The organism is Streptomyces sp. NPDC050732 (assembly GCF_040654255.1).
Classification (GTDB): Bacteria; Actinomycetota; Actinomycetes; order Streptomycetales; family Streptomycetaceae; genus Streptomyces.
Window position 1 is genome coordinate 47932 of sequence record NZ_JBFAHP010000049.1, and the last position, 12584, is coordinate 60515.

Genomic DNA, 12584 nt, shown 5'->3' on the forward strand with positions numbered 1-12584 from the left:
CCCTTACATCAGCCCTCCACCACCGGCAGCAGTTCCGGCAAGTGGCCGTCCGAGGCCAGGGCCGCCTGCTGGCGCTCCTCCGGTACCTCCCCGTACAGGGTGGTGCGCGGCTTCGCGGGGCGGCCTGCCGCCTGCGCGATGGCGACCAGGTCCTCGACGGAGCGGTAGGAGCCGTAACTGGAGCCCGCCATACGGGAGATTGTCTCCTCCATCAGGGTTCCGCCGAGGTCGTTCGCGCCGGAGCGCAGCATCTCGGCGGCGCCCTCCTGGCCCAGCTTCACCCAGCTGGTCTGGATGTTGGGGATGTGCGGGTGGAGCAGCACGCGGGCCATCGCCGTCACCGCGCGGTTGTCGCGGGTGGTCGGGCCCGGGCGGGCGATACCGGCGAGGTAGACGGGCGCGTTCGTGTGGATGAAGGGCAGCGTCACGAACTCCGTGAAGCCGCCGGTCTCCTGCTGGATGGCGGCCAGCGTGCGGAAGTGGCCGAGCCAGTGGCGGGGCTGGTCCACGTGGCCGTACATCATCGTGGACGAGGAGCGGATGCCCAGCTCGTGCGCGGTCTTGATGACCTCGATCCAGGTGGCCGTGGGCAGTTTGCCCTTGGTGAGGATCCAGCGCACCTCGTCGTCGAGGATCTCGGCGGCCGTGCCGGGGATGGAGCCGAGGCCCGCCTCCTTCGCGGCGGTGAGCCACTCGCGGATGGACAGGCCGGTGCGGGTGGCGCCGTTGACGACCTCCATCGGCGAGAAGGCGTGCACGTGCATGTCCGGCACGCGTTCCTTCACCGCCCGCGCGATGTCGAAGTAGGCGGTGCCCGGCAGGTCGGGGTGGATGCCGCCCTGCATGCACACCTCGACGGCGCCGACGTCCCAGGCCTGCGCGGCCCGGTCGGCGACCTGGTCGAGGGAGAGCGTGTAGGCGTCGGCGTCCGTCCTGCGCTGCGCGAAGGCGCAGAAGCGGCAGCCGGTGTAACAGACGTTGGTGAAGTTGATGTTGCGGGTGACGATGTACGTGACGTCGTCGCCGTTGACCGTCTTGCGGATGTCGTCCGCGACCGAGCAGAGCGCGTCGAGCGCGGGCCCGTCGGCGTGCAACAGCGCCAGCGCCTCGTCGTCGGTCAGCTTGGTCGGGTCGTCGGCGGCCTGCTTCAGGGCCGCGCGCACGTCGCCGTCGATGCGGGACGGCACCATGCCGGGCGCCGCCTGCTCGCGCAGGGCCTCCCAGTCGCCGTACACCTCGTCGAAGTCGTCGCGCCGGTCGGAGGTGCGGCCGTCCGTGTCGATGGTGCGGTGCAGGTCGGTGCGGCCGGACGAGGCGACGTACCCCTCGTCGGGCTCCTGCCACGGGTGGCCCTCGACCACCGCGTCGGGCCGTGCGAGGCCGGTCTCGGGGTCGGCGAGGGCCCGCAGGTGCGGCAGGAGGCGCGGGTCGAGCCAGGGCTCGCCGCGCTGCACGAACTCCGGGTAGACGCAGAGCCGTTCGGCGAGGCGGAAGCCGGCGGCGGCGGACCGCTCGGCGAGCTCGTCGAGCTTCGGCCAGGGCTTCTCGGGGTTGACGTGGTCGATGGTGACGGGCGAGACGCCGCCCCAGTCGTCGATGCCGGCGCCGATCAGCCGCTCGTACTCCCCCGCGATGAGGTTCGGCGGCGCCTGGATGTTTCCGGCCGGGCCCATGATGTGCCGGGCGACGGCGATCGTGGCGACCAGGTCGTCGATCTCCGCGTCGGGCATGCCGCGCATCGCCGTGTCCGGCTTGGCGCGGAAGTTCTGGATGATCAGCTCCTGGACGCCGTGGTACGAGCGGGCGACGCGGCGCAGCGCGAACAGCGAGTCGGCGCGCTCCTCGTACGTCTCGCCGATCCCGATGAGCAGCCCGCTGGTGAAGGGCACGGACGAGCGGCCCGCGTCCTCAAGGACCCGCAGCCGGACAGCCGGTTCCTTGTCCGGGGAGCCGTAGTGCGGCTGCCCCGGCTCGCTCCACAGCCGCTCCGACGTCGTCTCCAGCATCATGCCCATGCTGGGCGCGACGGGCTTGAGGCGCTGGAAGTCCGTCCACGTCATGACGCCCGGGTTGAGGTGCGGGAGGAGTCCCGTCTCCTCCAGGATGCGGATCGAGATGGCGCGGACGTACGCGATGGTGTCGTCGTACCCCTCCGCCTCCAGCCACTCGCGGGCCTCGGGCCAGCGGTCCTCGGGCTTGTCGCCGAGGGTGATGAGGGCTTCCTTGCAGCCCAGTTCGGCCCCGCGCCGGGCGATGTCCAGGACCTCGTCCGGGGACATGAACATGCCGTGGCCGTCGCGGCGCAGCTTGCCGGGCACGGTCGCGAACGTGCAGTAGTGGCACTTGTCGCGGCAGAGCCGGGTGAGCGGGATGAACACGCTCTTCGAGTACGTGATGACGCCGGTCCTGCCCGCCGCGTCGAGCCCCGCGTCCCGCACCCGGGCCGCGGACGCCGTGAGGTCGTCGAGATCCGCGCCCCGCGCCTGCAGCAGGACCGCGGCTTCCGTCACGTCGAGCGCGACGCCGTCCCTGGCCCTCTTCAGCGCGCGCCGCATGGCGTTCGCGGTGGGTCGTCCGGGTCCGGGGGGCTGCGCGCTGTTGGTCATGTCTCCGAGCATACGAGCGAGAACACCTGCCTCCGCCGGATGCTTCCGTCCGTACGGACACTCCGTACGGACACTCCGTACGGACACGGGGCGTCACGGGGCGACGTACCGTCCGAGCCCGTCGAGCGCCGCGCACACCTCCGCCTCCCCCGCCGGGGGCAGCTGCACGATCACCTCGTCCACGCCGAGGTCCTCGTAGTACGCGAGCTTGCCCGGGTCCGGCTCGACCGCCGTCACCGCCACGTACAGGTCGTCGGCCTCGCGCCCCGCGTCCGCCCACGCCGACCTGAGCACGGGCAGCGCCTCGCGCAGGCCGCTGCCGCCGACGGGCATCCAGCCGTCCGCGTACTCCGCGACGTGCGCGAACAGGCCGGGCCCCGCGGCCCCGCCGATGAGCGTGCGCGGCCCGGACAGCGGCCCCTTCGCGAGCCGCTTCCTGGGCACCCGCCGCGGCTTCGGATGGACCTCGCTCGCCCGGACGGCGCCGAACTCGCTCTCGTACGCCTTCGGCTGCTCCGCCCACAGCGCCCGCATGACCGCCATCCGGTCCCGCACGAACTCCCTGCGCCGCGGCCACGGGACACCGTGGTCCTCGGCCTCCTCGCGGTTCCAGCCGTAGCCGATGCCGAGGGTGACGCGGCCGCCGGAGAGGTGGTCGAGGGTCGCGATCTGCTTGGCGAGGTCGATGGGGTCGTGCTGGGCGACCAGGGCGATGTTCGTGCCGAGGGCGATGCGTTCGGTGACGGCGGCGGCCTGGGCGAGGGCGATGAAGGGGCTGAGCATGCGGGCGCACTCCGCCGGCAGTTCACCGCCCGGGTAGGGCGTTTCGCGCGGGACCGGGATGTGGGTGTGCTCGGGGAGGTAGAGCCCGGCGAAGCCGCGGCGCTCCAGTTCCCCGGCCAGGCGTACCGGCGTGATCGTCCTGTCGGTCATGTGCAGCGTCGCGGAGATGCGCACGGAGCCCTCCGGGAGTGTCGGGGCACTCTTCCTACCCCGGGAAAGTCGGTTGGTCCATGCCTGTGCGCTCATTAACCTGACCCGCGTGAAGAGACGCCGGCAGAAGAAGCTGACCAGGGAGCTCGTGTTCGCCGCGTCGCTCGGCGCGACGGCCAAGGTCCGCTCCTTGCTGCGTGCGGGCGCCGATCCGGAACTCCCCGACGCCGACGGCACGACGCCCCTGAACGCCGCCTCGGTGCACGGCGCGGCCGGCACGGTGCGGGTCCTGCTGCGGGCGGGCGCCCGGCCCGACACCGAGAGCCGCGGCCTCACCGACGGCACGCCGCTGTGCGGGGCCGCCGCCTGGGGCCACGTCGACACCGTCCGCGAACTCCTCGCGCACGGCGCCGACCCGAACCTCCGCGAGGACGACGGCACGGGGAGCGCGCCGCTGCGCTGGGCCCGCCAGGGCGCTTCGGGCCCGCACCCGGAGACGGTGGCGGCACTGCTGGCGGCGGGAGCGACGGAGACCTGAGCCCGGCCCTCCCGTGCCCGTCCGCGTTCGTCGGCGTTCGTCGGCGTTCCTCGGCCACCGGGTGGAAAACCGTCACTCGCCTTCCCTTGCCGCGCAGTTCACGGCTCAATACCAGGGTTGCACGCACCACCCACGTCACCACCGACACCCTGGGGAGCCGCAGCATGTGCGAGAACGCAGAACACCCGGCACACAAGGGACCGAACCGGCGCGGACTGTTCGTGACGGGAGCCGCCGCCGCGCTTACGTTGGGCAGCGTGAGCTTCGCAAGCGGCGCCGAGCGGCGCGCTCCCGCGGGGGACAGGGCACCGGGGAGCAAGGAGACGAGAACGGTCCGCGGGACGCTCCCGCCCGGCTCGCCCGACTTCGTGTACCTGCCGGTCGAAGTCCCGGACGGCGTACGCGAGTTCCACGCCTCGTACACCTACCAGAAGCCGGCCGTGCCGCCCGGCACCCAGGGCAACGCCCTCGACATCGGCGTCTTCGACGAGCGCGGCACGGAGCTCGGCGGGAAGGGCTTCCGCGGCTGGTCCGGCGGCGCGCGCACGGAGTTCTTCATCCGCGCCGACGACGCGACGCCCGGCTACCTGCCGGGCCGGATCCGCGCGGGCACCTGGCACATCGCGCTCGGCCCGTACACGGTCGCCCCCGAAGGCCTCCCGTACGAGGTGACGATCACCCTCACCTACGGCGCGCCGGGCCGCACCCCGAAACCCGTCTACCCGCCGGAGCGCGCGAAGGGCCGCGGCCGCGCCTGGTACCGCGGCGACTGCCACCTGCACTCCGTGCACTCGGACGGCAGGCGCACCCTCGCCGAGATCGCCGCCCTGGCCCGCGCGGCGGGCCTCGACTTCATCAACAGCTCCGAGCACAACACGCACTCGGCACACGCGCACTGGGCGGCGGAGGCGGGCGACGACCTGTTGATCCTCCTCGGCGAGGAGGTGACGACGCGGAACGGCCACCTCGTCGCCCTCGGCACGGACCCCGGCACGTTCGTCGACTGGCGCTACCGTGCCCGCGACAACCGCTTCGGCAGGTACGCCCGCAGGATCCGCGACGCGGGCGGCCTCGTCGTCCCCGCCCACCCGCACGCCACCTGCGTCGGCTGCAACTGGAAGTTCGGCTTCGGCGAGGCGGACGCGGTCGAGGTGTGGAACGGCGCGTACACGCCCGACGACGAGGTCTCCCTCGCCGACTGGGACAGCATGCTCGTCACGTCGGTGCGGGGCGGCAGGCCGTGGATCCCGGCCATGGGCAACAGCGACGCGCACCGCGACCCCGACCGCGTCGGCGGCCCGCAGACCGTCGTCCTCGCCGACGACCTGACCCGCGAGGCCATCCAGGACGGCATCCGCCGCGGCCGCTCCTACATCGCCGAGTCGAAATCCGTCGAGCTCACTTTCACGGCGGCGGGCGGCAAGGGCGGCCACGCGGGCATCGGCGGCCGCCTCGACGCCGAACGCGACGCCCCGGTCACGGTCCGCCTGGAGGTGAAGGGCGCGCCCGGCTGCACCCCCCGCTTCATCACCGACCAGGGCGTCCTGCACACGGGCCCCACCGTCCCCGTCTCCGGCACGGCCACCCTGGAGTGGCGCACGACACCGTCCTACGCGGCATACGTACGAGCAGAACTCCGCCACCCCCCGACGACACCGGGCCTCCCGGGCCCGTTGTGCGCGTTCACGAATCCGATCTTCCTGGGCGACTAGGACGTGTCCGGCAGGGCCGGGCCCCTCACCCCGGCCAGACCAGCGACTGCAGTTCGCTGTATGCGTGCAGGGCGTACGAGCCCACGTCGCGGCCCACTCCGCTCTTCTTGAAGCCGCCGAAGGGGGCCTCCATGTTGCGCCCGATCGTGTTCACGCCGACGCCGCCCGCGCGCAGGCGGTGGGCGATGCGGAAGGCGCGGGCGATGTCGCCCGACCAGACGTAGTCGATGAGGCCGTAGTCGCTGTCGTTGGCGAGGGTGATCGCCGTTTCTTCGGCCTCCTCGGGGGTGGGGGCGTCGAAGGGGACGACGGAGACCACGGGGCCGAAGATCTCCTCGCGGACCACCCGCATGTCGGGGGTGCAGTCGGCGAGGAGGGTCGGGGTGACGTAGAAGCCGGTGGCGAGCGGCGGGCGTTCGCCGCCGGTGACGACGCGTGCGCCCTCCTTGCGGCCGTCCTCGACGTACGCCTCGACGCGGTCGCGGTGGGCGGCGGAGATCACCGGGCCGACGACGGTGCCGGGCGCGGCGGGGTCACCGACCGTCAGGTACCCGGCGTAGGCGGCGAGCTTGCCCAGCAGCTCCTCGTACACGCCCCGTTGGACGATGACGCGCGTCGGGGCCGTGCAGATCTGGCCGCTGTAGAAGGAGAACGTCGTGCCGATGCCCGCCACCGCCGCGTCCAGGTCCGCGTCGTCGAGGACGATCGCCGCGCCCTTGCCGCCGAGTTCCAGCAGCTGGCGCTTCATGGTGCGGCCGCACACCTCGCCGATGCGCTGTCCGACGGCGGTCGAGCCGGTGAAGCTCACCATGTCGACGTCGGGGGACGCGACGGCCGCCTCGCCGACGGCCACGTCCGTGCCGGAGACGACGTTCACCACGCCGGGCGGGACGCCTGCCTCCGCGAGGGCCGCCGCCATCCCGTACACCGACAGGGGGTCCTGCGGTGCGGGCTTCACGACGACCGTGTTGCCCATCGCGAGGGCGGGGGCCACCTTGCCCGCGGGGTTGGCCCACGGGTTGTTGTAGGAGGTGATGCAGGTGACGACGCCGACGGGGCGGCGGACGGCGAGCGCCCCCATGACGCCCGCTCTCCCCATGGGCCCGGCCTCGTTGATCTGCGGCGGGAGCGCCGTCTCGACCGGCTCCAGCGCCCCCTTCGCGTACCGCTCGAAGCGCGCCACCGCCACCGCCACTTGCATGCCGTGCGCCGTCGCGGTCGTGGCGCCGCTCTCGGCCCGCGCGAGTTCGGCGTACGCGGCGGAGTCGCGCCGCAGGATCGCGGCGGTCCGGGACAGTACCGCCGCGCGCTCCTCGGGCGTCGTCCGCGACCAGCTCGCGAAGGCCTCGCGGGCCGCCGCCGCGGCCGCCAGGACCTGCTCGGGGCTCGCCTCGGGCGCGAGGCCGACGACCTGCTCGGTGGCCGGGTTCACCACCTCGTGGTGGCCGCGGTCCGGTTCGACCCACTCGCCCCCGATGAACAGCCGCCGCGCCCGCCCGGCTCCGCTCACTTGGTGCTCACCGTCCTGGTGTCGCGCCCGGAGCGCAGCACCTTGCCCGGCACCGCGCCGGTCACCACGTCCTCGCGGATCGTCTCGACCCCGTTGACCCAGACCGCGTTGACGCCGATCGCCTTGGAGTCCAGGCGTGGGCTGTCGCCGGGCAGGTCGTGGACGAGGGTGGCCTTGCCCGCGTCGATCCGCTCGGGGTCGAAGAGGACGAGGTCGGCGTGGTAGCCCTCGGCGATCCGGCCGCGCTCGCGCAGCCCGAACAGCTGGGCCGGATCGTCGGTGAGCATCTTCACGGCCTGTTCGAGGCCGACCAGCCTGCGGCCGCGCAGGCAGTCGCCGATGAAGCGCGTCGTGTACGGGGCGCCGCACATGCGGTCCAGGTGCGCGCCCGCGTCGGAGCCGCCGAGCAGGACGTCCTCGTGCTGCCACGCCTCGGCGCGCAGCGCCCACGAGTCGGGGTCGTTGTCGGTGGGCATCGGCCACAGGACAGTACGCAGGTCGTCGGCCGCGCAGATCCCGACCAGGCACTCGAACGGCTCCTGCCCGCGCTCGGCCGCGAGGTCGCCGACGACGCGCCCGGTGAGGCCCTGGTTCGCCTCGGAGTACGTGTCTCCGATGACGTACCGGTCGAAGCGGGCGAGCCGCCGGAAGACGCCCGCCTCCTTGCTGCCCGCGTGCCGCAGCATCTCCGCGCGCACCTGCGGGTCGCGGAGCTTCGCGATCCGCTCGGGCACGGGAAGGCCGAGGATGTCGCCCCAGCCCGGGATGAGGTTGAGGGCGCAGAACGTGCCGAGCGACATGTTCATGGGCGTGAGGATCGGCATGGTGAGCGCGACGACGCGGCCGCCGGCCTTGCGGGCGCGCTCGCTCGGCACGAGCTGGCGGGGCACGCGCTCGGGGACGGCGGCATCGATGGTGAGCACGTTCCAGTTGAGCGGCCTGCCCGCCGCCGCGCTCATCTCGACGAGCAGGTCGATCTCGTCGTCGCTGAACTGGTCGAGACAGCCCGCGACGATCGCCTCGATCTGTGTGCCCTCGTGGTCGGCGACGGCACGGGAGAGCGCGAGGAGCTCGTCGGGCTTCGCGTGCCGGGAGGCGACGGGCTGCCCGTCGCCGTCCGAGTGGGTGGACGACTGGGTGGTGGAGAGCCCCCAGGCGCCCGCGTCCATCGCCGCGTGGAAGAGGCCCAGCATCTCCTCCAGCTGGGCGGGCGTGGGCTGCCCCCCGACGGCGTCCGCCCCCATCACGTACCGGCGCAGGGCGCAGTGCCCCACCATGAACCCGGCGTTGACGGCGATGCGCCCTTCGAGGGCGTCCAGGTACTCCCCGAAGGAGCTCCACGACCACGGCGCGCCCTCTTCGAGTGCCACCAGCGACATGCCCTCGACCTTCGACATCATCCGCCGCGTGTAGTCGGCGTCGCCGGGCCGGTCCGGGTGCAGCGGCGCGAGCGTGAACCCGCAGTTGCCGCCCGCGACCGTCGTCACGCCGTGGTTGAGCGACGGCGTCGCGTACGGGTCCCAGAACAGCTGGGCGTCGTAGTGCGTGTGCGGATCGACGAACCCGGGCGCGAGGACCCGGCCCCGGGCGTCCTCACTGGTCCTTGCCTCCTCGGCGACGGTGCCCGGCTCGGCGACGACGCTTGTCCGCCCGTCCCGTATCCCGACGTCGGCGACGCGGGCGGGGGCGCCGGTCCCGTCGACGACGGTCGCGCCCTTGATGAGGTGGTCGAGCATGACGGGAGGTCCCCTTTCGGAGGGCGGGCGAGGGCAGGTTCGAAGCACGCACGGGGGGGGCGGGATTGTCAGCCCGTCCGGCGTTTGAGGACGAGCCCGCAGGGCGATGGACGGGGTCCGGGGCGGAGCCCCGTGACGGCGACCACCGCTCCGCTCCCCGCCCGGCAAGGGCCCCGGCCTCCGTCCGGGAGGGGAAGCCGGGGCGGTCAGGGACTACGCCCCGGCGGCCTGCCGGAATCGCGTAGTGCGGTGGACGGGATCCGTGTCGATCTTCGGAATCACGTGCTCACCGATCAGCTTGATCGTGTTCTTCGTGTCCTCGGGCGAGATCCCGATCGGCAGCCCGAAGCTGAGCTGGTCCGCCCCGGCCTGCTCCCACCGCTTGCACTGCGTGAGCACCTCGTCCGGGTCGCCGCAGATCATCAGCTCCTCGGCGATGAGGAGTTCGATGAGCTCCTCCGTGTAGTCGGGGAGCAGCTCGGGCCACTCGGGGATGCCTTCGGGCCGGGGGAAGGTGTCGTGGTAGCGGAACAGCAGCGACTGGAGGTAGTTGAGACCGCCGCCGACGGCGATCTCGACGGCCTTGGCGTGCGTCTCCGCGCAGATCGCCGTCGACGTCACCATGACGTTGTCGTTGACGAAGCCGCCGATCGCCTCGGCCTCCTTCACGGCCGTCTTGTACGACTCGACCACCCACTCCATGTCGGAGACCTTCTGCACGCTGAACCCGAGGACCCCGAGCCCCTTCTTGCCCGCCATGGCGTACGAGGAGGGGGACCCGGCGGCGTACCACATGGCCGGGTGCGACGTCCCGTACGGCTTCGGCAGGATCTTGCGGGGCGGCAGCGACCAGTGCTTGCCCTGGAAGCCGACGTACTCCTCCTGGAGCCACATCTTGGGGAACTCGGCGATGGTCTCTTCCCAGATCTCCTTGGTGTGGTTCATGTCCGTGATGCCCGGCATGAAGCCGAGGATCTCGTGCGAACCCGCACCGCGCCCCGTCCCGAACTCGAAGCGCCCTTCAGAGAGATGGTCGAGCATGGCGACCTTCTCGGCGACCTTCACCGGGTGGTTCACGGGCGCGAGCGGGTTGAAGATGCCGGAGCCCAGGTGGATGCGGTCGGTGGCGTGGGCGAGGTAGCCGAGGAAGACGTCGTTGGCGGAGAGGTGTGAGTACTCCTCCAGGAAGTGGTGCTCGGAGGCCCAGGCGTACTTGAAGCCGGACTTGTCCGCCTGGATGACGTACTCGGTCTCCTCGATGAGCGCCTTGTGCTCCGCTTCGGGGTCGACCTTGGCCCGCTGGGCGGGCACGTATCCCTGTACAAAGAGACCGAATTCCAAGGAGGTTCACCGTCCTCGTGAGGGTCCGACGGTTTCTGACGAACCGTCAGATCGCGATGCGTCGACTGTTCCACTGGCGCGGGAGGGGCGTCAAGGGCTGGGGCGGCCGTTGCGGGCGACCATTGCCGACGGCCCGTCAGATCACGCTGACCCCGGCCAGCCAGCCGCCGTCGACGACGAACGGCTGCCCCGTGATGTACGCCGAGTCGTCCCCGGTCAGGAAGAGCGCCAGCGCGGCCACCTCCTGGGGCCGCCCGATCCGCCCGAGCGGCACGAGCTTCTTGTAGAGCTCCGCGACGGCCTCCCGCGCCTCCGTGGGGTCGGCGGCGGGGTCCAGCTGCGCCGGGTTGGTCATGGGGGTGTCGACGGCCCCCGGGCACACGGCGTTGACGCGGATGTTCCTGGCGGCCAGCTCCAGGGCGGCGACCCGGGTGAGACCGAGGATGGCGTGCTTGGTCGCGGCGTACGCGCCCACATACGCCATGCCCGTGAGCGCCGTGTAGGAGGCCGTGTTCACGATCGTGCCGCCGCCCGCGGCGCCGATCTCGGGCGCGACGGTGCGGATGCCGAGGAAACAGCCGATCTGGTTGACCTGGATGATCTCCTTGAACTCTTCGAGCGGGGTGCTGACGATTTCGTTGAACCGGAGGATGCCGGCGTTGTTCACGAGCCCGTCGACCTTCCCGAAGGCGTCCTTCGCGGCGGCCGTGGCGGCCTGCCAGTCCGCCTCCACTCCTACGTCCAGGTGGACGTAGGCCGCGGAGTCCCCACCCAGCTCCTCGGCGAGCGCCTCGCCCTGTTCGTCGAGCACGTCGGCGACGACGACGCGGGCACCCTCCTCCACGAAGAGGCGCGCCTCCTGCTCGCCCTGTCCGCGCGCGGCGCCGGTCACGATGATGACGCGGCCGTCGAGCTTGCCCATGTCGCGGTCCTTACTCTGTGTGGTCGGGGTGTCAGTGGTCGGGGTGTCAGTGGTCGAGGTGCGGGGCCACGTTCGTAGCGAACGCCGCCATCTGATCGGTGAGTTCGGTACGGCTCCGGCTGCGGAAGCGCACCTGGATCTGGTCGACGCCCATCGCGGCGTACTCGCGCAGGGACTCGGCGAGGGCTGCGGGCTTCCCGGAGAGCGTGCGGCGGCCCACGGGGTGGGCCGGCTCACCCACGTACAGCACCTCGGTGATCGCGCCGACGGTGACCGGTTCCTCGATCCCCGCCTCCTCCCGCAGCCGCCTGAGCCGGGCTATCCGCGCGGGCAGCGCGTCGCGCGGGTCGCCCTGCGGGAGCCAGCCGTCGCCGCGGGTGGCCGCCCTGCGCAGGGCGGCGGGCGAGGAGCCGCCGACCCAGACGGGGACGCGGGGCTGGGCGGGGCGGGGCCGCTGCGCCAGATCGCGGAAGTCGAAGTGCCGGCCGTGATGCTCGGGATACTCCTCCGGGCCGAGGGCCGCCCTCAGCGCGTCGATCGTCTCGTCCAGGATCGGGCCGCGCCGCCCGAAGTCGACGCCGAGCGCCTCGAACTCCTCCTGTACGTGACCGGCGCCGACCCCGAGGATCAGGCGGCCGCCGCTGAGGTGGTCGAGGGTGGCGTACTGCTTGGCGGAGAGGAGGGGGTGGCGCAGGCCGACGATGGCGACGTGGCTCAGGAGGCGGACGTTCTCGGTGACGGCGGCGAGGTGGGCGAGGGTCGCGACGGGGTCGTACCAGACGGTGCCCATCGCGTCGGCCAGGCGGCGCGGGATGGCGACGTGGTCGCAGGTGGCGAGGTAGGCGAAGCCGGTGCGGTCCGCGGTGCGGGCGATCTCGACGAGGTCTTGGGGGCCGGCTTCGGCTTCCCACGGCTCGACGTACAGCGAACTCTGCGACTGAACCGGCAACTGCATCCCGTAACCGAGCACGAGCCTCACCCACCCTCCGTCTGGACCTGACGCTCCGTCATGCGGAGTGCTGCCGCCATGGTGCGGTCTGACGCCCCGTCAGACAACCCCTGCGGGTCGCGCTGCGCGCGGGCCGCGCGTTCTGTCCGTCTGGGGGGGCGGGGGCGCGGGGTGTGTGCGAGATCGCCGGGGGGCTGCGCCTAGTGCTCGCCTGTGGGGCGGGGGCGCGGGGGTACGTGCGAGCTCGCCCGGGGGGGCTGCGCCTAGTGCTCGCCTGTGGGGCGGGGCCGCGGGGGTACGTGCGAGCTCGCGCGGGGGCTGCGCCTAGTGCTCGTCC

The 12584-nt window shown here is 72.4% G+C and carries 9 protein-coding genes; 2 read left to right on the forward strand and 7 right to left on the reverse strand.

The features are described 5' to 3' along the window. Positions 1-8: 8 nt before the first annotated feature. The gene (locus AB0H82_RS33150; protein ID WP_362999222.1) at positions 9-2606 is read right to left on the reverse strand and encodes a bifunctional FO biosynthesis protein CofGH; all 2598 of its coding nucleotides are present in this window, start codon (positions 2604-2606) and stop codon (positions 9-11) included. Positions 2607-2699: 93 nt separating this feature from the next. Continuing rightward, positions 2700-3563, reverse strand: a complete 864-nt coding sequence (locus AB0H82_RS33155; RefSeq protein ID WP_362999223.1) for a TIGR03619 family F420-dependent LLM class oxidoreductase — start codon at positions 3561-3563, stop codon at positions 2700-2702. Between the two features lie 85 nt (positions 3564-3648). Between AB0H82_RS33155 and AB0H82_RS33160 the strand changes: the two genes are divergently transcribed. Both AB0H82_RS33160 and AB0H82_RS33165 read left to right on the forward strand, forming a co-directional pair. Continuing rightward, entirely contained in the window at positions 3649-4077 is a 429-nt protein-coding gene (locus AB0H82_RS33160; RefSeq protein ID WP_362999224.1) for an ankyrin repeat domain-containing protein, read from the forward strand. Between the two features lie 164 nt (positions 4078-4241). After that, a complete protein-coding gene (locus AB0H82_RS33165; protein WP_362999225.1) occupies positions 4242-5789 on the forward strand; it encodes a CehA/McbA family metallohydrolase in 1548 nt (515 codons plus the stop codon). Positions 5790-5814: 25 nt separating this feature from the next. On the opposite strand, the gene AB0H82_RS33170 is transcribed toward AB0H82_RS33165, so the two are convergent. The 5 genes from AB0H82_RS33170 to AB0H82_RS33190 all read right to left on the reverse strand — a co-directional run bounded on the left by AB0H82_RS33170 (position 5815) and on the right by AB0H82_RS33190 (position 12253). Next, complete coding sequence (locus AB0H82_RS33170; RefSeq protein WP_362999226.1) at positions 5815-7299, reverse strand: aldehyde dehydrogenase family protein; 1485 nt, start codon at positions 7297-7299, stop codon at positions 5815-5817. Further along, entirely contained in the window at positions 7296-9035 is a 1740-nt protein-coding gene (locus AB0H82_RS33175) for a D-aminoacylase (RefSeq protein ID WP_362999227.1), read from the reverse strand. The genes AB0H82_RS33170 and AB0H82_RS33175 overlap by 4 nt, the downstream gene beginning before the upstream one ends. A 213-nt stretch (positions 9036-9248) precedes the next feature. Further along, positions 9249-10376, reverse strand: a complete 1128-nt coding sequence (locus AB0H82_RS33180; protein WP_362999228.1) for an LLM class flavin-dependent oxidoreductase — start codon at positions 10374-10376, stop codon at positions 9249-9251. 136 nt (positions 10377-10512) lie between these two features. Beyond that, positions 10513-11298, reverse strand: a complete 786-nt coding sequence (locus AB0H82_RS33185) for a glucose 1-dehydrogenase (RefSeq protein ID WP_362999229.1) — start codon at positions 11296-11298, stop codon at positions 10513-10515. Between the two features lie 46 nt (positions 11299-11344). Then, positions 11345-12253 carry an LLM class F420-dependent oxidoreductase gene (locus AB0H82_RS33190; RefSeq protein ID WP_362999230.1) on the reverse strand — a complete coding sequence of 303 codons (909 nt, stop codon included), beginning with the start codon at positions 12251-12253 and terminating at the stop codon, positions 11345-11347. Between the last annotated feature and the right edge of the window lie 331 nt (positions 12254-12584).

Excerpts from the sequence above, each read along its gene's own strand:
- AB0H82_RS33150 (WP_362999222.1), bottom strand. The coding sequence starts at position 2,606 with ATGACCAACAGCGCGCAGCCCCCCGGACCCGGACGACCCACCGCGAAC.
- AB0H82_RS33165 (WP_362999225.1), top strand. The coding sequence starts at position 4,242 with ATGTGCGAGAACGCAGAACACCCGGCACACAAGGGACCGAACCGGCGC.
- AB0H82_RS33175 (WP_362999227.1), bottom strand. The coding sequence starts at position 9,035 with ATGCTCGACCACCTCATCAAGGGCGCGACCGTCGTCGACGGGACCGGC.
- AB0H82_RS33185 (WP_362999229.1), bottom strand. The coding sequence starts at position 11,298 with ATGGGCAAGCTCGACGGCCGCGTCATCATCGTGACCGGCGCCGCGCGC.
- AB0H82_RS33190 (WP_362999230.1), bottom strand. The coding sequence starts at position 12,253 with ATGCAGTTGCCGGTTCAGTCGCAGAGTTCGCTGTACGTCGAGCCGTGG.